20 protein-coding genes are annotated in these 25,238 nt (G+C 48.7%); 7 read left to right on the top strand and 13 right to left on the bottom strand.

Annotated elements, in window-relative coordinates; all coding sequences use genetic code 11:
- Positions 1 to 283: 283 nt before the first annotated feature.
- On the bottom strand, positions 284 to 2,152 hold the full coding sequence (locus BMX58_RS00790) for a S8 family serine peptidase (protein WP_068620498.1): 1,869 nt from the start codon (positions 2,150 to 2,152) through the stop codon (positions 284 to 286).
- A 397-nt stretch (positions 2,153 to 2,549) separates the two neighbouring features.
- On the opposite strand from BMX58_RS00790, the gene BMX58_RS00785 reads away from it, so the two are divergent.
- Entirely contained in the window at positions 2,550 to 2,825 is a 276-nt protein-coding gene (locus tag BMX58_RS00785) for a GNAT family N-acetyltransferase (RefSeq protein ID WP_068620502.1), read from the top strand.
- A 440-nt stretch (positions 2,826 to 3,265) separates the two neighbouring features.
- On the opposite strand, the gene BMX58_RS00780 is transcribed toward BMX58_RS00785, so the two are convergent.
- From BMX58_RS00780 to BMX58_RS00760, 5 genes are all read right to left on the bottom strand, one after another.
- Positions 3,266 to 4,051 (bottom strand): SagB/ThcOx family dehydrogenase, encoded by a 786-nt coding sequence (locus tag BMX58_RS00780; protein WP_068620504.1) that lies wholly within the window; start codon positions 4,049 to 4,051, stop codon positions 3,266 to 3,268.
- A gap of 122 nt (positions 4,052 to 4,173) precedes the next feature.
- Positions 4,174 to 4,386, bottom strand: coding sequence for a helix-turn-helix domain-containing protein (locus BMX58_RS00775; RefSeq protein ID WP_068620506.1), 213 nt, complete (start codon positions 4,384 to 4,386; stop codon positions 4,174 to 4,176).
- A 10-nt stretch (positions 4,387 to 4,396) separates the two neighbouring features.
- Positions 4,397 to 4,876: a DUF2975 domain-containing protein gene (locus BMX58_RS00770; protein WP_068620507.1), complete on the bottom strand. Its 480-nt coding sequence runs from the start codon at positions 4,874 to 4,876 to the stop codon at positions 4,397 to 4,399.
- Between the two features lie 383 nt (positions 4,877 to 5,259).
- Positions 5,260 to 5,643 (bottom strand): VOC family protein, encoded by a 384-nt coding sequence (locus tag BMX58_RS00765; protein WP_068620508.1) that lies wholly within the window; start codon positions 5,641 to 5,643, stop codon positions 5,260 to 5,262.
- Positions 5,644 to 6,277: 634 nt separating this feature from the next.
- Positions 6,278 to 8,233 (bottom strand): NAD(+) synthase, encoded by a 1,956-nt coding sequence (locus BMX58_RS00760; protein WP_093088756.1) that lies wholly within the window; start codon positions 8,231 to 8,233, stop codon positions 6,278 to 6,280.
- A gap of 392 nt (positions 8,234 to 8,625) precedes the next feature.
- Here BMX58_RS00760 and BMX58_RS00755 point away from each other — a divergent pair, with 392 nt between their 5' ends.
- On the top strand, positions 8,626 to 10,344 hold the full coding sequence (locus BMX58_RS00755) for an ABC transporter ATP-binding protein (RefSeq protein WP_068620510.1): 1,719 nt from the start codon (positions 8,626 to 8,628) through the stop codon (positions 10,342 to 10,344).
- A gap of 360 nt (positions 10,345 to 10,704) precedes the next feature.
- Here the strand turns inward: BMX58_RS00755 and BMX58_RS00750 are convergent, their stop codons facing one another.
- On the bottom strand, positions 10,705 to 12,243 hold the full coding sequence (locus BMX58_RS00750) for a flavocytochrome c (RefSeq protein WP_068620512.1): 1,539 nt from the start codon (positions 12,241 to 12,243) through the stop codon (positions 10,705 to 10,707).
- Between the two features lie 191 nt (positions 12,244 to 12,434).
- Positions 12,435 to 13,208 carry an ABC transporter ATP-binding protein gene (locus BMX58_RS00745; protein ID WP_068620772.1) on the bottom strand — a complete coding sequence of 258 codons (774 nt, stop codon included), beginning with the start codon at positions 13,206 to 13,208 and terminating at the stop codon, positions 12,435 to 12,437.
- A 172-nt stretch (positions 13,209 to 13,380) separates the two neighbouring features.
- Between BMX58_RS00745 and BMX58_RS00740 the strand changes: the two genes are divergently transcribed.
- The 5 genes from BMX58_RS00740 (at position 13,381) to ilvA (ending at position 19,003) form a co-directional block, all read left to right on the top strand.
- Entirely contained in the window at positions 13,381 to 14,250 is an 870-nt protein-coding gene (locus BMX58_RS00740) for a patatin-like phospholipase family protein (RefSeq protein WP_068620514.1), read from the top strand.
- A 370-nt stretch (positions 14,251 to 14,620) separates the two neighbouring features.
- Positions 14,621 to 16,309 (top strand): biosynthetic-type acetolactate synthase large subunit, encoded by a 1,689-nt coding sequence (gene ilvB, locus BMX58_RS00735; protein ID WP_239420491.1) that lies wholly within the window; start codon positions 14,621 to 14,623, stop codon positions 16,307 to 16,309.
- A 4-nt stretch (positions 16,310 to 16,313) separates the two neighbouring features.
- Positions 16,314 to 16,574: an acetolactate synthase small subunit gene (gene ilvN, locus BMX58_RS00730; RefSeq protein ID WP_068620518.1), complete on the top strand. Its 261-nt coding sequence runs from the start codon at positions 16,314 to 16,316 to the stop codon at positions 16,572 to 16,574.
- Between the two features lie 87 nt (positions 16,575 to 16,661).
- The gene (gene ilvC, locus BMX58_RS00725; RefSeq protein ID WP_068620520.1) at positions 16,662 to 17,657 is read left to right on the top strand and encodes a ketol-acid reductoisomerase; all 996 of its coding nucleotides are present in this window, start codon (positions 16,662 to 16,664) and stop codon (positions 17,655 to 17,657) included.
- 83 nt (positions 17,658 to 17,740) lie between these two features.
- The gene (gene ilvA, locus BMX58_RS00720; protein WP_068620522.1) at positions 17,741 to 19,003 is read left to right on the top strand and encodes a threonine ammonia-lyase IlvA; all 1,263 of its coding nucleotides are present in this window, start codon (positions 17,741 to 17,743) and stop codon (positions 19,001 to 19,003) included.
- Positions 19,004 to 19,223: 220 nt separating this feature from the next.
- Here ilvA and BMX58_RS00715 read toward each other — a convergent pair whose 3' ends face one another.
- The 5 genes from BMX58_RS00715 to opp3b form a co-directional block, all read right to left on the bottom strand.
- A complete protein-coding gene (locus BMX58_RS00715) occupies positions 19,224 to 20,873 on the bottom strand; it encodes a peptide ABC transporter substrate-binding protein (RefSeq protein ID WP_068620525.1) in 1,650 nt (549 codons plus the stop codon).
- A 161-nt stretch (positions 20,874 to 21,034) separates the two neighbouring features.
- Positions 21,035 to 21,979 carry an ABC transporter ATP-binding protein gene (locus BMX58_RS00710; protein WP_068620527.1) on the bottom strand — a complete coding sequence of 315 codons (945 nt, stop codon included), beginning with the start codon at positions 21,977 to 21,979 and terminating at the stop codon, positions 21,035 to 21,037.
- Positions 21,979 to 23,124 (bottom strand): ABC transporter ATP-binding protein, encoded by a 1,146-nt coding sequence (locus BMX58_RS00705; protein ID WP_084253727.1) that lies wholly within the window; start codon positions 23,122 to 23,124, stop codon positions 21,979 to 21,981. Before BMX58_RS00705 ends, BMX58_RS00710 begins: the two co-directional genes overlap by 1 nt.
- 11 nt (positions 23,125 to 23,135) lie before the next feature.
- On the bottom strand, positions 23,136 to 24,182 hold the full coding sequence (opp3C, locus tag BMX58_RS00700; protein WP_068620530.1) for an oligopeptide ABC transporter permease: 1,047 nt from the start codon (positions 24,180 to 24,182) through the stop codon (positions 23,136 to 23,138).
- A 2-nt stretch (positions 24,183 to 24,184) separates the two neighbouring features.
- Positions 24,185 to 25,129, bottom strand: a complete 945-nt coding sequence (gene opp3b, locus BMX58_RS00695) for an oligopeptide ABC transporter permease (protein ID WP_068620532.1) — start codon at positions 25,127 to 25,129, stop codon at positions 24,185 to 24,187.
- Between the last annotated feature and the right edge of the window lie 109 nt (positions 25,130 to 25,238).

The following is a 25,238-nucleotide window of genomic DNA, read 5'->3' as shown; positions in this document are numbered from 1 at the left end:
TCATTATCAGAATGCATCCAAACCAACATGATTCATTATAGAGAGTTCACTTGGCATGTCAAACAGGAAAAATTGGACGGAAACCGTCTTCAACCTTGTTATTACGGAAATTTTCTGAAAAGTTGTCCAAAATTCAACTTTTTATTGATAACGAATTAACTTTCATTACCATTCACTTTATTATCTGTTTTTAATCATAGTTTCACGAGATTATTTTCACAGTATCCGAAAAGACACAAAAAGGCCGGAACCGAAGTCCCGACCTTTTTCTGTAAGCGAATATCTATTTAGTTATCGAATATGAGGTTTGACCGTTCAGTGTAAAGTTAGCGTCTCCAATAGTTACACTTTCGACTACAAACGTGAAGGTTCGTTCTTCAGTCGACTGGATTAATTTTTCGGAGGCGAATGATGCCGTCCCGTTGGCTCCGGTGGTCCCGGAATTCAGGCCTGTTGTCGCCTCTTTCCAATGACCGGTGACAGTTGCATCAGCCACTTGGGCACCCGCTTCCATGACCTTCACTTTAGCTGTAGCCCATACATAATTTATTTTGTCTATTTTCCTGGTGGTGGCGCTCATCTGGACAACCAAATCAACCGTCCTTGCAGCCGCATCTGTCGGGGCAACATTTATGGTCACTGTTGCGGTGGCGGTCGATCCTGCGCTGTCTTTCACTTCATACGCAAATGTATCCGTACCCGTGAAGTTGGTGTTCGGTGTATAAGTGATTTCCGGTCCTGTCCCGCTGACTATTCCGTTTGCCGGACCTGATGCAATCGCATAGGTCAGCGGATCGCTGTCTGGATCTGTGGCGACGAGCGTGATGGCGACAGAGGTGTTTTGCGTTGTTTCAACTGTTTGATCGTACGCGACAGGTTGATTATTTGTGCCAGGCAAAAGCCCCAGTGCTGAGGAAGCATCCACCAATCCGTAGCCGTATAATTTATCCCTACCCGCATCCCCCAAATCTAGAGCCGTCGCATTCATTTTGCTGCGGACTGCCTCCGCGGTATAGCTCGGGTTGGCTGCCATCAGCAAAGCTGCGACGCCTGCAACATGTGGGGAAGCCACTGATGTTCCGCTTGCTTCAATGAAGTATTCGTCTGCGTAGCCTGCGAACGAAAACGGCTGTGGGCCCGCTGCATTGATACCGTCTTTCCACGTCGAAAGCACGGCTACCCCAGGCGCAGCTATTTCAACATCTGATCCCGTGCTGGAAAAACTGGCCCGTTGATTGTTTCTATCGAGCGCTGCGACTGCCACTACCGATGCATATCGAGCGGGATAACCGACATTATTGCCATTTCCAGCCGCACTCCCCTCGTTTCCTGCTGAGCCTATATGCAGAACCCCGGAGTTGGCCAACACATCAAACGCCGCCTCAAGCTGAGACGAATTGGACCCGGTGCCATAACTGTTATTTGTGATGCGGATTGGCGAATCCGGATGCGCAGCGTTATAATTTTGAATCCACTGCAGCGCTTCAATGATCCTGCTTGCGGTGCCTTCCCCGTTTTCATCCAGAACTCTTAGTGCCACGATCTGCGCTTTCGGGGCAACGCCGACAATCCCAAATCCGTTACTCGCTGCAGCAAGTGTTCCTGCCACATGGGTACCGTGCCCATAGACATCCTCAGGAATGAAATCATCCATCACGAAATCGTAACCTAATTCATTTGCGGATAAGTCAAAGTTATCCCGAAGGTCAATGTGATTGAAATTCACGCCGGAATCCAATACGGCAACCTTGACCCCCTCACCAGCATAGCCCGCTGCAAGAGCAGCATCGGCGTTGACATGATCCACACCCCAACTATTGCCGAGCTCGTTTGCTGACGAATATTCAAGCGCATGCACAACGGAATCCGATTCGACTACTTCCACTTGAGGATTATTCTTGAGGGCTTCGATGGCTTTCGCCGGTAGCTTTCCGGAAATCGCAGGGATTATGGTGAAAACATTGGTGACATCACCGCCCTGGCCATTGAATGCATGCAGTTCCGCTTGCCCCGGTTTGTCTTTGAACCTGACGATCACATCCTCAAAATCGGCTGCGTTATTTTGGGATATACTTGCTGCAGTACCTATTGATGCATGGCTAAAAATGAACAAACATGTGAATAAGGCTGTATACAATCTTTTTGAAAACATATTATTCCACCTTTCTGGATATCAAAAATCGACCAGGGCTGATCGGTTACGCCACGAATTAAGAAAATGAAAAATGAGCCTTGTCTGACTTGCTTTTCAGCGCTACTGACAATAAATTTTTAAGTGCGCTATTGTTTGATTGTATACCGTTACATTGATGCTTTACAAGAAGAAGTTACTTTTTATCCAGAATAGTTTATTTCAATATTTTCAATAATTTCTGAGCATTCCAGTCAACAAGTCGTGGCTAAAGCTGTATGCTTGTCGCGACACCAACATATGGGATAGTACTTTCGATGCTATTCTCTTGACTGGCCTCAACCGCAGGAATAATATGAAATGGACAGAGGATATTTAGCGTTAGATTTTTATAGGAAAATAAAAAGGAGATCAGACTATGGACTTCGATTGCGGCGACTCACGTTTCTACAAAAACGACGAAAACGAAAATTTGATATGCGAAATACTATACTCGATTGAAGACAGCGGCATAATCAGCATCGACAGCACCTTCGTGAATGACGATTACCGTGGCCAAGGAATCGCGGCGCAACTGGTTGATCGCGTGGTGGAAATGGCCAGGGCGGAAAACAAAAAAATCATCCCGATCTGCCCTTTCGCCAAGGGCATCTTCGAAAGGAACAGCGCGCTTTACGCTGATGTCATCAAATAAGATTTTCCTCTCATTCAAATTAAAAATAGCAAGAAAAAGCGGAACGACTGTTTCTACACACAGTCGTTCCGCTTTTTTACTCATTCCCGAAGACCTCGGCAATTTCATAAGCCATTCCCAAATCTTATTTCAAGCTCATTTTCCGTTCTGACGCGACAGATTTCACCTCCGGTTAAGCGGTGCTCCCCGGAGGACAGCGGTAACTTTCAGCCTCTACTCCGCTGAAGCCGAGCCTACAGGAGAACGCAACTATGAATGTGGGATGAACTCCGGCGAAGCCTCCGTTCACCGGAGGAGAACCAAATACTAAAAGTCTGTCCATTCATCTTGTTCGGTATTCTTCCTTCTTCTCTATGGCTTTTCGAATTTTTCAACCCGAAAAGGGCCATCTCTTGTGAAACGGCCCTTTCGATGCAGCAACAAGTTGCGGGTGTTTTAGTTTACTTGCGTTCGCGTTTCTCCCGTTTCTCCACTTTCTTCCCGACAGCTGCCAGGAAGATCGTGAATTCGTCTTCGCCGTCCAGATGCAGCAGTTCGTCGACCATGTCCTGATCGTAAATGCCCAACGCGCAGGTGCCGGCATCGAGCGATTCGCTCGCCAGGTACAGGTTCTCCATGACCGCGCCGATGTCGATCAGGATCTTTTTGTGCGCGGTGATGTCGTACTTCCACTCCGAACGGTACGGGATGCAGCTCCAAGAGAAGATGACCGATGCGCGTTTGGCGAAGTTCGGCACGAACGGCTGATCGAGCGTCATTTTGTCGACCTGCGCATCGATGTCGTTGACTTCGCTCAGGTAAAGCAGTTTGTGGCAGTCCGCCAAATAGCGATAGACGCCCTTTTTCAAGCCCTCCACATTGAGGATGAAAAGATAGGTCTCGAAGGAATGCGTGCCGCCGCTGCACGGAACGGTGCGGAAAGTGATGCCGGAGCGATTGGTGCCGGTGATGGCCTGCGTGCTCCACAACAGGTAGGACAATTCGTCCAAGCTGAGTGCGTCTTTCGCATAGTGGCGGACGCTCCTTCTATCCTTGATGATTTCGTAGATGTTTTCCTTTTTCACGACCCCGCCATCGACGGCAGGCAAATCGATGATTTCCGCATCCCCATCATAGGCTTTGACGTTGGGCGGCTGCGGGATCCCTTTTTGTTTGTCCGTTTCGATCGCGCTGAATGTTTTGAAATCCGATTTCAGGAAATTGCGTTGTTCTTCATATCTGGACATGGTAAAACCTCCGTTGTTTTTTACCATTTTACCACGTCATGTGAATGATCGCACTATTCCGGACTAAGGGATTCCCCTGTATTTTGGATCATTTTATTTGGTCCACACTGGCGCAGATCCGGTCATTCCTCATCGGCCCGGTATTCGAGGATGTCGCCGGGTTGGCAGTCGAGGGCCTTGCAGATTGCCTCCAACGTCGAGAAGCGGATCGCCTTGGCTTTTCCGGTTTTCAGGATCGACAGATTGGCCATCGTGATGCCGACGCGCTGCGACAGTTCAGTGACGCTCATTTTTCGTTTTGCCAACATGACGTCTATATTGATGATTATTGCCATTTTGCGCACCTCATATCGTATAGTCGTTTTCTTGCTTGATTGCGATCGCATTTTGCAGGAGTTTCTCTAGGACCGCCGCAAAGACCGCGATCACCATGCAGGCGAAAATGATGATCAGGCCGATCAGTACGAGGCCTGGTGCATCATCAAGATCACCCATCATGAAAATGAGCGGCATGAACAAAATGAACAAGCTGCCGATCGCAGCTGCGCAGAATTTGATGTTCTTCAGCACGTGCACCGTCAAATCGGAAAATGCCAGGTCCTGATCGATGAAGCCCAGCAGCCTGAAGACTTGGTACAGAGCAAAAAAATAGATGCCCGCAGATGCATACAAGCCGATCATGAAGGGATACTGCAGATAGGCAAGGCTTGGGACCAGTTCGACCAGGAAGGCCGCAATTTCCGGGATGATAAAAATGCAGAGCGCCAATACCGGCAGTCCCAACAGGAAGACGATCGTTTTCAAAAAGAGTGTTTCTCGTTTCATTTGCACAACACCTCGTTTGGATTTGTTACTGTTATTTTAGCTTTTTATTTATCGTTTATCAATAATTAATTATTCTTTTAAACAATTCTTAACGAAATCGCCCACCACTATGGACGCGAATTACCGGTGAGGAAGGCCTCACCGGTAATTTTAACGCAAGCGTATTGATATTTCCCGGTGAACGTACTCTCACCGGGAAATCCGATAGCATTCGCTTGCTCAAATCCGGCGAGGAGCGCCTCACCGGATTTCCGCCCCTTTTCCGCCAAAAAAGCCAGATCCGCAAAAAGGCGGATCCGGCTTTTAGTAGGTTTTTCTACAGATATTTCTCCAGATTCAAAATATTTGCTTCCATTTACGGTCCCTTAACCCATCATTTAATCTCAGATCGTAATTTCGATTCTGTTGCCTTCCGGATCGCCGATGACGGACTCATAATAGCCGTCGCCGGTCACTCGGCACGGGCTCAACAAGGGATAGCCTGCATCCACAAGTTTTTGCGTCAATGCGTCCACTGTTTCTTTGCTGCCCACCGAGATGGCAAGATGCGCGAAGCCCAATATTTCATTGGTTTGGGACCCTTCGATGACATCTTGGCGATGCATGATTTCCAACCTGGCGCCATCCGCGAAAGACAAGAAGTAGGATTGGAATCCCGATTTCTGATTATGGTACAATTCCCCAGCTGTCGCTTTAAAATATTCACAGTAGAAGGCTTTCATTTTTTCCAGATCCGCAGTCCAAAGACCGATGTGCTCTATTCTCATATTGCAATTCCCCCTTTTATCATACTGTCAGTATACCGTCTTGACCATGAAATGACAGGCGATAGGCTTCGATTGAAATAAATTTGTCTAGACTATTCGTCCCGGAGGCAATTATCTGAAAAAATCCTTTCAAAATCTCCGATTGCCTCCTGCCGGCAGGGTATGGTACTTTACAGATAATAGGATTTTTGATTGGAGGCGAACCGCATCAACATCGAAAAAATCAAATACACGCCGATGACTTCCAGGTCGGCGAACGGCATTCGGAAGATAAATAATACGAGAAAAGAACGTGGTCGCCTCGATGGCAATGTCATTAACTTAAGCGACTTGACAACTGTAAAAAAACGAGGATGCATAATTCAGCCTCGCTTTTTTTGACTGCGGGGCCGAGATTGTCGGATGTCGCTCGCGTATTCGACAATTCCAGTGCGATGCGGAAGCAATTAATCGAATGTTCCTCACCTATTCGACAATTTCAATCCACTGTGCTGAGCGGTTTGCTTTCCTGGTATTATTCGATTGTCAGAAAAGAAAGAGACAGTGGAAATGGGAAAGAAATTCTCTCATTTCCACTGTCTCTTATTTGTCAATACCTTCCGGATCCAGAGCTGGCCAGCATAGTCCTATTATGTTACGCCATGCGCTCCAGTTCACTCAGCCAAAGTTCATAGCTTGCATCACTCGGCATGCGCCAATCACCTCGGGGGGAAAGGCTGACCGAACCTACCTTCACGCCGTCCGGCATGCAAGAGCGTTTGAATTGTTGGGTGAAGAAACGTTTGTAGAACACCCGGAGTTGATTGATGATCGTTTGCCTATCGCTGTCCTCAAAGGCGTGCTCAGCCAGGAAAACGATCTTGGCGGGCCTGAAGCCGAACCGCAGCACATAATAAAGGAAAAAGTCGTGCAGATCATAGGAGCCGATAGCCTTTTCCGTCATCTGCTGGATGTTCCCGGCCTGATCCAGCGGAAGCAGTTCGGGACTGATCGGCGTATTGAGGATATCTTCCAGTACCGTTTTGATATCGGGCTCAGCCGATTCCGCAACCCATGCCACTAAATATTTAACCAAGGTCTTCGGCACGCTGGCGTTGACGCCATACATGCTCATATGATCGCCATTATACGTGCACCAACCCAATGCCAACTCCGACAAATCGCCCGTACCGACCACCAGTCCTGCCTCCTGGTTGGCGATATCCATTAAAATTTGGGTCCGCTCCCTCGCTTGGAGATTCTCGTAGGTGATATCCTTTTCATTTGGATCATGGCCGATATCCTCCATGTGCTGGATGCAGGCGTCCCGGATGGATATGTCTTTAGTCGTGATCCCCAACGCCTGCATCAGTGATGAGGCATTCGCGTAGGTGCGATTGGATGTCCCGAATCCCGGCATGGTAACCCCGATGATATCTTTGGCTGGGCGCTGAAGCTGTTTATACGCATGATAGGTCACCAGAAGGGCTAAGGTGGAATCGAGGCCACCGGAAATCCCCAACACCGCCTTCTTGATTCCTGTCTTGTTCAGACGTTGGGCCAATCCGGTTGCTTGAATGCTGAATATGTCGGAACACGACTGCTCACGAGTCTGTTTTTCTGCCGGGACAAAAGGTTTAGGGTCAGCCTTGCGGCGGAAGTCGGTCGTTTCATTTTCCGCTTCTCGAGCTGCTGCCGCGTGATCCAGCTGGAAAATGACGGTTTGATAGTCATGGCGTTCCACATTGCCCATGAAGGAATTGATTTTTCTGCGGTCATTCATGAGACGCTCGATATCGATATCCTGGATGAGCAGGGTTTCCTGCAGGTTCATCCTGTCTTCTTGCAGCAAGATTCCGTTTTCTGCGATGATGGCATGCCCGCCAAAAACCAGATCGGTGGTGGACTCGCCGGAGCCGGACGATGCGTATAGATAGGCTGCGATACATTTCGCGGACTGCCCCACCACGAGACTTTTCCGGTAGGCTGCTTTGCCCACCACTTCATTGCTGGCCGATAGGTTGAGGAGCAGGTTGGCCCCGTACAGCGCATGGTTGGAACTGGGCGGAATCGGAACCCATAGATCTTCGCAAATTTCCACACCGATCACCAACTCCGAACCGGCATCTTTGAACAACAGATTCTCGCAAAACGGGACCTCCTGCCCGCAGAGGCTGATTTTGTCGGAAATGCGGTGAACGGATGAAGAAAACCAGCGTTTCTCATAAAATTCATTGTAGTTAGGGATCAAGGTCTTTGGGACGACGCCTAATATTCTGCCTTTGAAGAAGACGACAGCGCAATTGAACAGTTGATTGTCCGCCCGCACAGGCAGCCCTGCCGCAATCACCATTTCAAGAGCTTTTGTCCCCTGGAGCAATTCCGCCAACTCTTTCTCGGCCGCTTCCAGCAACAGACGCTGATGGAACAGGTCTCCGCTGGTGTAGCCCGTAATGCTGAGTTCAGGGAATAAAAGCACGTTGACCTTTTGAGAAGCGGCTTTGAGGCTTATATCCAATATTTGTCGACAATTGAAAGTTGGATCCGCAACCTGAAGTTTTGGAACGGCTACTCCCGCCCGGATAAAACCGAGCTCGTTTATAGAAACCACAAATAATCCACTCCTTTTCCGAACGCAACCGCAAACCAAACAACGCTTTTACTTATGAGAAGTAGCCACACAGATGCATCTTGGTGCTGTTGTAGCCGATCTGACAAATTCCAACAACTTTCCGTTGTTCCTCTATGCTCAAATTGTATCACACCGAAAGAGTCAACCGTTACTTCAGCGCCTGACCTTCTCCGCTTTACGAATCCTTAACTCAAAAGCCGCTTTAAAGCTTCGGAAGGCGCATCCTTTTATTTTTCAGAGCATCGTTTGTAACGGAAATGTTGTCATCTTAAAGTAATTATTGTTCCCGTTCTGTCTCAAGCCGAATAAATACCTCTGACGGGCAATCTGTGTTATAAATATATTTGAATGATTTTTCCAAGGAGGTACTCATGCTAAAACGTTTTTTCAGCTATTATAAACCGTACAAGCGGCTGTTCCTGATTGATTTTTGCTGCGCCATCCTGGCGGCCGTATTGGAGCTGTCTTTTCCGATTGTCGTCAACAGCGTCATCGATTCGATTTTACCGTCGGGGAACTGGAATCTGATCCTGTTGGTGTCTGTCGGTTTGTTGTTCCTTTACATCATCAATACGGCGATGCAATACATCGTTGTGTTCTTCGGCCACGAACTGGGCGTCAACATCGAGACGGACATGCGCCGCCAGCTCTACGGCCATCTGCAGAAACAGCCGTTCAGCTATTACGACAACCAAAAGACCGGAAAATTGATGACGCGCCTCACTTCGGATCTTTTCGAAATTTCCGAAGTGGCCCACCACGGTCCGGAAGATGTCTTCATCACGATCATCACCTTGTTGGGCTCTTTCCTGCTGATGCTGAACATCCACGTCCAGTTGGCTGTCGCCACTTTCATCATGATCCCGTTCATCACCGTCGCTCTGGTGTTCTTCAACAAGCGCATGACGAAGGTGAACACACGCATCTTCGAGGATCTGGGTGAATTCAGTGCCGGCATCGAAGCATCCGTCGGCGGCATCCGCGTGGTGCAGGCATTTGCGAACGAAGCATATGAAGCCAAGCGCTTCGAGGGCTGGAACCAAGCCTATCGCCGTTCGAAACTGTTGTTTTATAAAATGATGGGCATCAGTTCAGCTTACAATTACTTTCTGATTCGGCTCATCAACCTGTTCGCGCTCTTCTTCGGCGCCTACTACACAATCCAGGGCCAACTTTCCTACGGCGAGTTCATCGGTTTCATCCTCTTGTCCAATATTTTTGTCCGCCCGATCGAAAAAGTGAACACGATGATCGAAAGCTATCCGAAAGGGATCGCCGGGTTCAAGCGTTTCATCGAAGAGCTCGACCGCGTACCGGCGATTCAGGACAACCCTGGCGCACTGGTCGTTTCAGGCCTGAAGGGTGACATTGTCTATGACGATGTTTCCTTCTGGTACGATGAATCGAAGAAGATATTGGACCGCGTCAATTTGACGATCCGTGCTGGCGAGACCGTCGCTTTTGTCGGTCCGAGCGGGGCCGGCAAAACGACGCTGTGCAACCTCCTGCCCCGTTTTTACGAGATCCAGGAAGGCTCCATCACGGTCGACGGCATCGCCATTCAGGACATGACCATGCATTCCCTGCGCAACCAGATCGGCGTTGTCCAACAGGATGTCTTCCTCTTTCCAGGCACCATCCGCGAAAATATCGCCTACGGCAAACTGGATGCGACGGATGCCGAAATCGAGCAAGCAGCCCAGATGGCCAATCTGGATAAAGTCATCGCCGAGATGCCGAAAGGCTTCGATACGGTCATCGGGGAACGCGGCGTCAAACTTTCCGGCGGCCAAAAACAGCGGCTCTCGATCGCCCGCATGTTCCTGAAGAACCCGCCGATCCTGATTTTGGATGAAGCGACTTCCGCCCTCGATACCGAGACGGAACAAGTAATCCAGGAATCGCTGGACTCCCTTTCGAAGGGCCGGACGACCATGATTATCGCCCACCGCTTGGCGACCATCAAACATGCCGACCGCATCATCGTTGTGGATGAACAGGGAATCTCCGAACAGGGCAGCCACAGCGAGCTGATGGCGCACAACGGCACTTACCGCCGCCTTTATGAAGCCCAATTTTTGACCAACTGAAAAGAATGGCTGCCTTCAAATATCAGAGGCAGCCATTCTTTTTTTGTGTGTGCCCGCTGACCGGAGGAAAGCGGCGGAAACGCTCATCAACTCTGGTGAACGCTTCACCCGCCGGAGGACACCGGTAACAATCAGCCGCAGCTCCGACGAAGCCATTCTCATCGGAGGAGGCAAGCAAATGTAGGGCGAACTCCGGCGAAGCCTCCGTTCACCGGAGGAGAGCGGGATTATTCGTCGTTCGCTTTTTGAATGATCACGGCTGGAGAGTCTCCCTCGGCAGCCCCACCTTTATTGACGCAAAAACAAGCGAAAGAGCCATCTCATTTACGAGACAGCTCCTTCAGTAAATTGATTCAGTTATTATTTTGCTTGGACGTAGCTAGCGGATTGTACCCCTGCTTGGCGTCCGAAGACGATGATGTCGGCAACGGCATTGCCGCCGATACGGTTGCTGCCGTGCACGCCTCCGGTCACTTCGCCGGCAGCGTACAGGCCTTCGATGACGGTGCCTTCGGTATTGATGACTTGCGCGTTGGCGTTGATCTTCAATCCGCCCATTGTGTGGTGGATGCCAGGCGCAATCTGGATTGCGAAGTAAGGCGCCGTCGCCAATGGGTTGTTCAAGGCTGTAGTACGGTTGAATGCGCCATCCGCTTGGGATGCGACCGTTTCGTTCCATGCAGTCAATGTTTGCGCCAAAGTCGCGCCGTCCATTCCCAATTGACCAGCCAACGCTTCGATCGTTTCATCCGATTGGACAAAACCTTTTTCGATGTAGGTGTTGACTGCTTTGACGCGGTCCTTCACCCCAGCATCAAAAATCAGGTAGGCATAGCCTTCTTCAAGAGCGTTGATGGCCGCTGAGACATTGTCGCGGGTTTCCATTTCATTGACGAAACGTTCGCCTTGCTGGTTCACAAGGATGGCGCCCTCTCCGCGGATCGCTTCCGTGATCAGGTATGAAGATTCCTGATGTACGGTCGGATGGATCTGAATTTGATCCATGTCGACGACAGCGGCTCCGATGGCTTGCGCCATTTTGATGCCGTCGCCTGTCGATCCCGGTTGGTTGGTGGTGACATAGCCTTCCAGTTGCGGCGCCAGTTCTGTGACCATTTCCAAATCAGCTCCGAATCCGCCGGTTGCGATGATGACTGCATCCGATGAAACCGTGATTTCACCTTCGTTGTTGAAGTCGACTTTGACGCCGCTGGCTTTATCGTCAGTCATGACGACTTCAGTCACTTCCGAATTCACGAACAATGGAATCTCGCGTTCCATAACATTCGCATATAACCCTTTGACCAAGTATTGACCGACCGCGGAACCATCAGATGGCCGATGCGTACGATTTACACTCATTCCGCCGGTAACGGTGATATTGTTCAGTGTGATTCCCATCGTGTCCAACCAATCGATAGCGGATGCCGAATTGTCGACAAGATAATGCAATAATTCTGGATCGTTGGTATTTTTCCCGCCAGCCAATGTTTCTTCATAGAAGAGTTCATTTGAATCTTGGATGCCTTGTTCCGCTTGGAATTTCGTCGCGGATGCGTTCATGCCTGCGGAAGATTTCATTGTATTCCCGCCGTGAACCGGCATTTTTTCGAAGATGACCGGATTCAGACCGGCATCCTTCGCTGAGATCGCTGCTGTCATGCCAGCGCCGCCGGAACCGATAATGATGACATCATAGCTTTCTTTCAGTTCTTCCGGGTCCGTGTAGGTAACCTCCGATGCGCCTGTCACAGCTTCCACTGATTCAGAACTTGCAGCGACCGATTCCTTGCTCTCGCTAACAGCGTTTGAGTCTGCTGTGCTGTCCGTGTTCGCTCCGCAACCGGCTAATAACATAACGATGCTCAATGCGGATAATAGGCCAAATCTCTTCTTCATTTTTACTCCCCCATTCCATTGCTTACTTTTATATTGTAATTATTTTAACAAATTTTGTATAGTGATAAATACACAAATACAGCTTTATGATAACATTCTAATCTACAACCTGTTCATATTTTCAGATACTTTTATATTTTATGCACAATCTTTTTGTAGTGAAGCTGGGTTTTGTTCCAGCCTCTCCTGTTTCATTTCGGAAATACCGCAAGCCGGTTCTTTGACATGCGGATCGTCTGCACCGGTTTTTCGTAGAAAGCATTCAGCACCTCTTCCTGCAGCAAATCGGCAGTCTTGCCTGTTTTGTGGATGGAGCCGTCCTTCAGCAGCATCAGTTTCTTGAAACAAGGCAGAATTTCCTCGGTATGGTGGCTGACATAGATCATCGTCGGGCCTTCGGGATCGTCCGCGATGCGTTGGATATCCTCCAACAATCTTTCCTTCGCGAAGAGGTCCAGGCCGTTGCACGGCTCATCCAGGATCAAGATTTCCGGTTGCGCCATCAAAGCGCGCGCGATCAGGATGATCTGCTGCTGCCCTTGCGACAGGATGCCGTAGCGGAGACCGATCAGCTCCCTTCCGCCGCATTTGACCAGCAGTTCCAGGGCCAAGGCTTTTTCGGCTTCAGTCGGGATTGTCCAGACGCCAATCGAGGCAAATTTGCCGCTCAGGACGATATGTTCCGCAACATCATGCGCATGCAGCTGCTGCTGCAGCGCCGAGCTGACCCAACCGATGCGTTTGCGCAGCTCCGGGATGGCTGTTTGCCCGAATGTTTCGCCCAACACGATCAGTTTGCCGCTGCTGGGCCAGAGATAGCCGTTCAGGAGTTGCAGCATGGTCGTCTTGCCGGAGCCGTTCAAGCCGAGTATGGCCCAATGCTCGCCTTTTTTGGCATGCCAATTGATGTCCTTCAAAATTTTGCGGTTTTCGCGCGTGACGCTTACGTGGTCGAATCTGATCATTACATCACCCCATCTTGAGTTTTGTGGTTCGGTATCATTTAAAGCGAATATATCATATTTGCCCCGTCCGGAAAAGGCTTTCGCCATCGAGTGCCTCAAAGGGCCAAATAATCAGAAAAGCATCGCATCACACGGCAATGTCATCTATACTATAGAGTGAGGTGGAAATTGTATGGAACAAAATAAAGAAAAAGTATCCCTGATCATTGAAGGCGGAGCCATGCGCGGCGTCTTTTGCGCAGGGGTCATCAGCACGCTGTTGCGGGAGCAGATCTATTTGGATTATGTCATCGGCGTTTCATCCGGATCAGCCAACGGCATCAATTATGTCAGTCAAGACCCTGCCCGCGCCAGAGACTCCTTTGTGGACATCGCCGCCAACCCGGCTTTCTCGGGCATGAAATACTTCCTCAACGGACAAGGGTATTTCAACACCAAATATATTTATGAAGATGCGATCACGAACGACATCCCGTTCCGGTTCGATTCCTTCACACAAAATCCTGCCACGATGAAAATCGTAGCGACAGAAATGGAAACCGGCAAAGCCGTGTATTTCGATAAAAATGAAATCGCCACAAGCGCGGAACTGGCGCGCAAAGTCAGGGCTTCATCGACTGTTCCGTTGGTGATGCCCCCTACAGAGATAGACGGGAAATACTATCTGGACGGCGGCATCGTCGACTCGTTGCCGATCGAAAAAGCGATTGCGGACGGCAACCGAAAACATGTCATCATCCTGACGCGTCCGCGCGGATACATCAAGGAAAAGCAGCGCTTCAATGCCATCATCAGACGGCAGCTGCGGGCTTATCCCGAAATCGTAGCGGCTATCGAACAGCGGCATATCAACTATAACCGCTCCATGGCATTGATTGAGCAAATGGAAAAGGAGGACAAAGCCTTCGTTTTTGCACCCGATCAGCTTTCCATAGGCAGGATGGAACGAAATGTGCAGCGTCTGGAAGCCTATTACCAATACGGCGAACGCGCTGCCGAAAGACAGCTTCCCGCCTTGCAAGCCTTTTTGTCAAGCCGCTGATTCGAACAAAAAATTCATCCGGCATGTCCATTGCGGATAAACATTAGAAAAAAATGAAAATAATGTGAAAATTCCCGTTGACACTCTCATGTAAATCTTATATGATTATATCAATCACTTGAGCAATAACAAATCCATATAGAAATCAGGTATCCCATATGAAAACAATGAATCCACTAAACATTATTATCGTCTTAATGATCTAGGAGTTAAACACTGTAGAAATTTTTTACAGATTGTTTAAGTCCTATTTGTGGTAATCAAATGGGATGAAGCATCCCATCATTGATTGATGAGGATGCTTTTTTTTATCCATATTGCGAACAGTCATAGGAAAACGAGAAATGGGGAGATTAACATGGAATCGGAAATGAAAACTAAAACAAAAAAAGGCGTAACCCTTCTTGTTGAAGCTTTGAAAAATGAAGGTGTCGAGGTTCTGTTTGGTTACCCAGGCGGCGCTGTCCTGCACATCTACGATGAGTTCTACAAGTCTGAAGCGAATCATATTTTGACTAGACACGAACAAGGTGCCGTCCATGCGGCTGACGGGTATGCCCGCGCAACCGGCAAACCGGGTGTCTGTATCGTTACCAGCGGACCGGGGGCAACGAATGTTTTGACCGGGATCGCTACCGCACAGATGGATTCGATCCCATTGATCGTGATCACTGGTCAAGTGCACGAAGCCGGCATCGGCAAAGATGCTTTCCAGGAAACGGACATGATCGGGATGACGACCCCTGTGACGAAATACAACTATCAGATTCGCGATGCCAAAGATATTCCGCGCATCATTCATGAAGCCTTCTATCTTGCTAATACCGGCAGGAAAGGACCTATCGTCATCGATATTCCGAAAAACATCGGTGTCCAGGAAGTCGCCTTCGAAGACTACAACCAACCTGACAAAAATCTGCCTGGCTACAATCCGGAATGCTTGCCTGTGCCGGAGCAGATCGCGAAAGTTAACGAAGCGCTTGCCGCAAGCAAAAAACCGGTCATCTTGGCTGGGCAAGGTGTCATCCATGCGCAAGCCGAAAAAGAACTGCTGGCCTTTGCGGAATATTACCAGATTCCAGTCGTGAATACGCTGTTGGGCTTGGGCGGATTCCCTGTCAAGCATGACCTGGCATTGGGCATGGGCGGCATGCACGGCTCCTATGCTTCGAATATGGCTTTGATGGAATGCGATTTGCTGCTGAACTTCGGTTCCCGCTTCGATGACCGTGTTGCCAGCGACCCAACCAATTTTGCACCGGAAGCAGTCATTGTCCATGTCGACATCGATAATGCCGAAATCGGCAAAATCATGCACACGCACATCCCGGTATTGTCAGATGCCCGCTTGGCATTGATCATGCTGAACGATTCCAAACTGGCTGAAGTACCCGACTATTCCGTTTGGTTCAGTCACGTGATGGACAACAAAGCCAAACACCCTTTCCGTTACGAAAAATCCGACACCTTCATCAAACCGCAACACGTGGTCGAATACATAGGCGAATTGACGCACGGGGATGCCATTGTCGTCACGGACGTTGGCCAACATCAAATGTGGGCGGCCCAATATTATCCGTTCACTTACGGCAAACAATTGCTGACAAGCGGCGGGCTGGGAACGATGGGCTTCGGTGTGCCGGCGGCGCTTGGTGCGCAAATGGCCTATCCTGACAAAACGGTAGTCTGCTTCGTCGGCGACGGCGGTTTCCAGATGACCAACCAAGAATTGGCGATCCTGAACGCGAACAGACTGAATGTGAAGTACTTCATTCTGAATAATGAAGTATTGGGCATGGTCCATCAATGGCAGAACAAATTTTATAAAGGCCGTTACGCTCATTCCGAAATTCCGGATTCCCCTGATTTCGTCAAACTGGCCGATGCTTACGGCATCACAGCTGCAAGAGTATCCGATCCGGATAAAGTCGATGAAGCGATCCGGACAGCCTTGAATTATCCTGGCCCTTATGTTCTGGATATCCTGATTTCCAAAGATGAATTGGTATTTCCTATGGTCGCCACCGGCAGGCCAAATAATGAAATGGAAGGTGTGTAAGCCGATGCTAAGATTGATCCAAGCCAAAGTCGTGAATAAACCCGGCGTATTGAACCGCATCACCCAGGTTATCCTGAAACCGCAATACAACATCGATACTTTGACGCTGACCGGCACCGAAGATTACGATGTGTCGCTGATCACTGTCGGCATCAACTTCGATACATTGGAAGCAGCCGAATTGTTGACGAAACAGTTGGACAAACAAGTCGACGTCATCAGCGCAACCGACATCACCGAAAAACGTCTGGGCTTAAGAGCCTGATTCCAAACAACCGCATTACCCTATTGACCGAATCAAATTGCTTAAAAAGCATTGAGAATATAAAAAAACTAAGGAGGTCATTTCAATATGACTAAGGTATACTACGATCAAGACGTAACAGTAAAAGCACTAGAGGGCAAAAAAATCGCCGTTATCGGATATGGTTCGCAAGGACATGCACATTCACAAAACCTACGCGACAACGGAAATGACGTCATCATCGGAATCCGTGCAGGAAAATCTGCAGACAAAGCTAAAGAAGACGGATTCGAAGTATTCTCTGTTGCTGAAGCAACTAAACAAGCTGACGTAGTAATGATCCTTATCCCTGATGAGCAACAAGCTGACGTCTATGCAGCTGAAATCGCTCCTAACCTGGAAGCAGGAAATGCGATTGCATTCGGTCACGGATTCAATATCCACTTCGGTACAATCACACCTGCAGCAGACATCGACGTATTCATGGTCGCTCCAAAAGGCCCAGGCCACATGGTTCGCCGTCAATTCGCTAAAGGCTCTGCAGTTCCTGCATTGTTCGCGGTCTACCAAGATGCAACAGGCAACGCAAGAGATATCGCGATGGCTTGGGCACAAGGAGTCGGCGCAACACGCGTAGGCGTTCTGGAAACAACCTTCAAAGAAGAAACTGAAACGGACTTGTTCGGCGAGCAAGCTGTATTGTGCGGCGGAACGACTCACTTGGTTCAAGCTGGTTTCGAAACTTTGGTCGAAGCTGGATACCAACCAGAAATCGCTTATTTCGAAGTATTGCACGAATTGAAATTGATCGTTGACTTGATGTATGAAGGCGGCATGGAAAAAATGCGCTACTCCATCTCAAACACAGCTGAATTCGGCGACTATGTTTCCGGACCACGCGTCATCACTCCGGATGTTAAAGACCGCATGAAGGACGTCTTGACGGACATCCAAACAGGCGCATTCGCTAAACGCTTCACTGATGATTACAAAGCTGGCTTCCCTGACTTCCACGCAATGCGCGCTAAGCAACAAGGCCACCAAATCGAAGCAGTCGGTGCTGAATTGCGCAAAATGATGCCTTTCGTGAATGAACAACAATAATGAATCAGATGTAGGTTGAGAGCATCCTTATTTTTAAGCCTTCTCTCTTCATCATTGTATTCAATAGATTAGGAGCAGACAGAATGACGGATGAGTTAGTGAACAAAGAAGACGTGCTGAAAGCATATAAAGTACTGCGCAACGTGGTCAAGCAGACCCCTTTGCAGCATGATGCGTATCTATCGCAGAAGTATCATGCCAACATCTTTTTGAAGCGGGAGGACCTCCAGATCGTCCGCTCCTTCAAATTGAGGGGCGCTTATTATGCCATTTCGCAGCTGAGCGAAGCCGAGACTGAATACGGGGTAACCTGTGCTTCAGCCGGCAACCATGCCCAAGGGGTAGCTTATACCTGCAACCATTTGGGGATCAAAGCGACCATCTTCATGCCATCGACAACCCCTTCCCAAAAAATAGACCAAGTCCGTTATTTCGGAAAGGACTTTGTCGAAATCAAGCTGATCGGCGATACCTTCGACGAGTCAAATGAAGCTGCCCACGCTTATGCGGACGAACACAATCTGACTTTCATTGAACCTTTCAATAATCGCAATGTGATCGCCGGCCAAGGCACTTTAGCGGTGGAAATCCACCAGGATCTCGTTGCCGAGGGCGAAACGGCTGACATGGTCTTCGCCGCTATCGGCGGCGGCGGCTTGATTTCCGGCGTCAGCAGCTACATCAAGGAAGCCATGCCCGAAACAAAAATCATCGGCGTTGAGTCCTTGGGCGCCCCTGGCATGAAAGTTTCGCTTGAAGCGAATAAAGTCACGACTTTGACTGATATCGATAAATTCTGTGATGGGACAGCCGTAGCGACTGTCGGCGATTTGACTTTCCGGCACTGCCAGAAAAATGTCGATGACATCCTGGTCGTGCCAGAAGGACAAGTCTGCGGCACCATCATCGATTTATACACTAAACAAGCTATCGTAGCGGAACCATCCGGCGCCCTTTCGGTTTCTGCCTTGGAACAGTACAAAGATGAAATCAAAGGCAAAACGGTCGTCTGCATCGTCAGCGGCGGAAACAATGATATCAACCGAATGGCTGAAATCGATGAACGTGCCCTCCTCTATCAAGGTCTGAAGCACTATTTCATCGTGAACTTCCCGCAAAGGGCAGGCGCGCTGAAAGAGTTCGTGAACGACATTCTGGGCGCAAACGACGATATCACCAAATTCGAGTATACGAAAAAGGTCCACCGCAGCGAAGGACCCGTATTGATCGGTATTTTGTTGAAGGATAAGGATAATCTCGAAGGCCTGCTTGCAAGGCTCGAGAAATTCGACCCACATTACATATCGGTGAATGAGAATTCCAAACTTTACTCTTTCCTGATCTGACGCATCCTGATGCAAAAAAACTGGCGCAAGCTCCTTGTGGGGGCTCGCGTCAGTTTTTTTGTAGCGCGGAATTTGTTGGAGGGATATCCCCGGAGGCAATTGTTTCACGAAAGCATGGATAACCGCAAAGCACCCATATTCCCCGCACCCTCTCGAAACACGCAAGAAGGGCCGACTCTCAACTAATTGAGTCGGCCCTTCTTGCGTGTTCTACAGATTATTATTCTTCGATATAAGCTCTGCTCAGATCAAATTCATTACCCACCGAATTGAAGATGATGCCCTTCACTTTCGGGTTTCGTAACTGCGTTTCTGCTTCTTGGTAAAGCGGGATGATCGCTGCGTCTTCCATGATCAGTTTGTGGGCAGCCATCAGGTCGGCCCAGCGCGCTTCAGGATTGTTTGCGTCTGTGGTTTTTGACAAGTCGATCAAAGCATCGAAGGCTGCATTCGCATATTGCCCTTCATTGTAGGCGGATGTGCTGTACAGCAGGTCCATGTAGTTGATGGCATCGGCAAAGTCCGCTCCCCAGCCAGTCTGCAGCAAGTCGAATTCATCCTGGTTCGCCAATTCCAAACGATTTTTCTTTGGTACATTGCGTAATTCTACAGTGATGCCTTCCAAATTGTTCTGGATTTGGCCTTGGATGTATTGGCTGATTTTTTTGTTCTTCTCATCATCATCCCCAACTAAAGAGAAAGTGATTTTGTCTACGCCTAATTCGGCTTTTGCTTCAGCCCAAAGTGTTTTGGCTTGTTCCAGATCATAATCCAGGTAAGAGCCGGCTTCGGCTGCAAAGTCTTCGCCGGTTGTCGGATTGCTGACAAAATCGGCCGGCAGGAATCCTCCGATAGCTGTCGAGCCGTCGCCGATGACGCTGTCCACCAATTCATCACGGTTGATGACAAGTCCGATGGCTTTTCTCAGCTTCGCGTTCTGCAGATAGACATTGTCGTGGTTGAATTCGATATAGGCCGTGCGGGCTTTTTTCTGAACGACAACGTTAGGGTCGCTTGCCAATTGTTTAACCAATTCGCCAGTGACTTGGGCATTGTCGACTGATCCTTGTTGGAACAGATTCACGACCGTGCTTGTTTCTTTGATTACTTGGACATCGACTTCGTCCAATTGGACTTCTTCTGCTGCATAGTAGTCTTCATTCTTCACAAGATCCCATGTCAAGCCAGTGCCGTCCCAGTTCTCGATTGTGAATGGTCCGTTGGCCAAAATGTTTTCGCTGCTCGTTCCGTATTTGTCGCCTTTCTCTGTCACGAAGGCTTCATTTTGCGGGAAGAATGCGCTGAATGCCAACAAGGACTCGAAGTATGGGGTCGGCTGCGTCAATTCGATTGTGATTTCGTTATCGCTGACTGCTGTCACGCCCAACTCTTCAGGCTCCATTTCGCCGGCCATGATTTCATTCGCATTTTTGATGGTCTCAGCCAAGTAGGCGTAAGATGCGCCCGCTTCCGGATCCACCAATCTTCTCCAAGCAAAGACGAAATCGTTCGCCGTCACAGGCTCGCCGTTCGACCAGACAGCATCCTCGCGGAGCTTGTATGTGTACATCAGGCCGTCCTCAGAAACCGTTCCCGCTTCAGCGGCGATTGCCGGAACAGGCTTCCCGTCTTCGTTGATTTTCAGCAAGCCTTCGATTGTGTGGCTGATGTAGTTAGAGCTGTTGATGTCGGTCATCAGTGTCGTATCCAAGGTCGCCAGTTCAGTCGGTGCTGTGTAATGCAGCACTTGACCGCCTGCCCCCGAACTCGCAGTATTTGTTGCGCTGTCGTCCGTTGCTCCGTCTCCTCCGCAAGCTGCCAAGATGACGGCCGTTGTGGCCAAAATGAAAGAACTCTTCAATCTCCTCATGCAATTATCCCCTTTTTCTTTTCGTATTTTAATATTATACTACAAAAAATGAAAATATTCTATAAAAATCCGGAATATAAATCATATAAAATTCATCATTTCTTCATTTGATTAATTTTTAATGGCAAAAAAAGCCCAGAACAAGTTCTGGACTTTCAGTATCAATATTTTTCGTACTTTTCTTTCAGTGCCGGAACATCAGATTCACGGCAGTACACAAAGTGGCCGGGCACGATTTCTCTCAGCGCTTCTGGTTCGCCGTTCTCTTCACGGGGAACGTAAGTGAAGCGTGTGCGATTGCGTTCATAAACCGGATCCGGCAACGGAATGGCGGATAACAAGCTTTCCGTGTAAGGATGCAAAGGTTTGTTGTAAACGTCGTCCGCAGGCGCCAATTCTACCAGTTTACCGAAGTACATAACGCCGATGCGGTTGCTGATGTACTTGACCATCGACAAGTCATGGGCAATGAACAAGAATGTCAATTTTTGTTTCTTTTGCAATTCCATCAGCAGATTGACCACTTGCGCCTGGATGGAAACGTCCAAAGCGGAAATCGGTTCATCGGCGATGATGAGTTTCGGATTCACGGCTAAGGCTCTGGCGATTCCGATACGCTGTCTTTGGCCGCCGGAGAACTCATGCGGATAACGCGAAGAATGGTCTTTGTTCAGTCCGACCAGATCCAGCAATTCCGCAACCCGTTCGTCGATTTCCTTCTCGCTAGTCGCAAGACCATGGATCTTCAATCCTTCCGCAATGATATCGCGGACCTTCATGCGGGGATTCAAGGATGCATACGGATCCTGGAAAATCATCTGCATATCCTTGCGGAACGCCAATTGCTCTTTTCGGTCATGCAGCGAGTGAATTTCGGTGCCGTCAAAGTAAATTTCGCCGGAAGTCGGATTGTACAACCGGATGATCGCACGACCAGTTGTCGTTTTGCCGCAACCGGATTCCCCTACCAAACCAAGTGTTTCGCCTTCGTATATGTCAAAGGAAACATCATCAATAGCGCGGACTTCATTTTTTGTCCCGACATTGAAATACTGCTTCAGGTTTTTTACTTCAAGAATCTTTTTCTTCCCTGTTGTGTCATGCATTACATCAGTCCTCCTTTCTCAGTTACTTTCGAATCGATGTCCGGACCGCTGCCGTGTGGCAATACAGCCGGTTCCTTGTCTGCTGTATCCATCACTTTCAGTTCATCGGAAGGGGCCAGATTCATCCTTGAGAATGTCGCCCGGCGAGTGATGATGCCTTCTGGAGGGTGCACGGATGGCGCATCCGGATGCAACAACCAGGTGGCAGCCTGATGCGTCTCGGAGACTTTGAAGAATGGCGGATCGTACAAGGTGTCGATTTTCATCGCATATTCGCTACGCGGAGCAAAAGCATCCCCTACTGGAGGATCCAACAAATCCGGAGGTGTTCCCGGAATCGCATAAAGCGTTCCTTGCGTATCCAATGTAGGCATAGAGCTCAACAGACCCCATGTATACGGATGTTGCGGATTGTAGAAAATTTCATCGACAGTCCCGACTTCGACGATCTTTCCGGCATACATGACGGCTACGCGATCGGCTACGTTCGCCACGACGCCAAGGTCGTGGGTGATGAAAATGATCGATGTCTTGATCTTCTGCTGCAGATCTTTCATCAATTCCAAAATTTGGGCTTGGATGGTAACATCCAAGGCTGTCGTCGGTTCATCCGCGATCAGGATATCCGGGTTGCAGCCCAAGGCGATCGCGATGACGATACGTTGGCGCTGGCCGCCCGAAAATTGATGCGGGTATTGTTTCATTCTTTTGGCAGGGTTCGGGATGCCTACAAGCTGCAACAGTTCTTCAGCTTTTTTGTAGGCTTCCTCCTTGCTGATATTTTGGTGCTTGATGATCGGTTCAGCAATTTGCTTGCCGATTTTTTGGGTCGGGTTCAAAGATGTCATCGGATCCTGGAAAATCATTGCGATTTCCGAACCACGGATTTTCTGCATTTCTTTTTCGGTTTTGTGGACCAAATCTTCGCCTTTGAACAGGATCTCGCCATGTTCAATGTTGGCATTGTTAGCCAATAGACGCATGATGCTGCGGCTTGTCACTGATTTACCAGAGCCGGATTCACCAACGATGGCTAATGTTTCGCCTGGCTTCAGGTCAAAACTGACGCCACGGATAGCTTTTACTTTACCTGCATAGGTATCAAAAGTAATTTGTAGGTCTTTTACTTCCAATATATTTTCCATCTGGTTACCTCCTAATCTCTCATTTTTGGATCGAACGCGTCACGGAGTCCATCAGCCAATAAGTTGAAGCAGATCATGATGACGCTCATGATGCCGGCTGGATACCACATCAAGTGCGGCAAGAAACGGAATGTCTTGTAGCCATCGTTGATCAACGTACCAAGCGATGCATTCGGAGCAGGAATCCCGATTCCGATGAAGCTCAAGAAGGCTTCGAAGAAGATAGCCGATGGGATCGAGAACATGACTTGGATGATGATCACCCCTGCCAAGTTAGGCAGTATGTGTCTGAACGCGATTTTCATCGGTGATTGACCCAATGTGCGGGCCGCCAGGATGTATTCCTGATTTTTTAGTTTTAGTGTTTGCGCACGGACGACACGCGCCATCGAAAGCCATTCCGTCAAAGCCAAAGCGATGATGATGGAACTGATGCCGGGCTTCAATACAAGCAGCATCAAGATAACGACCACCAAGTTAGGCACACCGGAAAGGATTTCCAGGATCCGCTGCATGATGTTGTCGACTCTTCCGCCCAACCAGCCGGATGTCAGACCATAAACGACGCCGAGCGTCAGATTGAACAAAGCTGCCATAAAAGCAATGAACAGCGATACGCGCGTGCCGTACAGGATCCGCGACAACAGATCGCGTCCGAGGCTGTCGGTACCAAGATAGTAGTAAACGTCCTCAGGAACTTTGGATGTTTCGTACTTGTCGATGACGACTCCGTTTTGCTTCACAGTACCGTTCAAACCATTGATGTCGACTCCAGGGATCTTCGGAGGCAAATTCGCATACTGGACGGTCTGTGCATTCGGATCATGCGGTGCGATGACAGGAGCCAACAGACTGGACAGGCTGATGATGATCAGGATGATCAAACTGATCATCGCCACTTTATTTTTCTTCAGGCGACGCCAAGAATCCGCCATGAAGCTCAAGGAAGGCGCTGAGATTTTTTCTTTGTCCTGCATACTTGATTTGGCTGCTGATTCAAAAAGATCTTTTGTGATTGTCGGCATAGCGGTTGTGTTGCGCAATTCATTTTCGCTCATTCTTATTCCCCTCCTTCTGTAGCGACTCGGATGCGAGGGTCAATGATGCCGTACAAGATATCCACCAACAAAATGACGACTACCAACATTGTGGAATACATCATTGTGACACCCATGATTGTCGGATAGTCATTAGTCAGGATCGATTTTACGAATTGTTCGCCGATACCAGGGATGGCAAAAATATTTTCGACAACCATCGAACCGGTCATCAAACCGACTGTCATCGGGCCGATGATGGTCACCAAAGGAATCAATGCGTTACGGATACCGTGTTTGAATGCCACTTCCCAACGGCTGAGGCCTTTCGCTCTCGCAAGTTCTACATAATCACTTCCCAAAACGTCAACCATTTCGGTCCGCATGAATCGGGCCGAATCGGCCAACGGCGATATGCTCAAAGCGATTGTTGGCAGGATCGAAGAACGGAATCCTTCGTTCCATAAGGCGATAGGCAATACTTTCAGCCAAACCCCGAATACCAACTGCAGAATCACCGCAAACACAAAGTTAGGGATTGAACGGCCGATGATGGCCGTCAAGGTGGCGGTTGTATCGACCCAGGTTCCCTGTCTCATCGCGGCGATCACACCCAGCACAATGCCGAGGATAGTCCCGACAATGACGGCTTGAAGCCCCAATTGCATGGAGGGTCCGATTCTGCTGCTCAACAGGTCCGTAACAGGCGTGTTGTTGAACTGGAAGGATACTCCCATGTCTCCGCGCAATAATCCGAAAATGTAAACTCCGTACTGGACCAAAATCGGTTTGTTCAGTCCATACTTCTCATTCATGATAAAAATTTGTTCCTCAGATAACTTGTCTTGGTTACTATATGGTGTACCCGGCAAAGCTTTCATCAGAAAAAAAGTTATCGATGCAATCAAAAACAAGGTAATTGCCATATATAAAATACGCTTGCCGATGTATTTTGCATAACTTTTCATCGTTTGTCATCCTCCATTATTTAGTTATTTTGTAAATAGCACCTGATAGTATATCATATTTAAATATACAAAAAAGAAAATGAACACAAAATCAAATCATATTCTAATT

Source organism: Trichococcus ilyis (assembly GCF_900109135.1).
GTDB lineage: Bacteria > Bacillota > Bacilli > Lactobacillales > Aerococcaceae > Trichococcus > Trichococcus ilyis.
The sequence above is the reverse complement of the archived record's forward strand: the minus strand, read 5'-3'. Positions and strand labels throughout refer to the sequence as shown.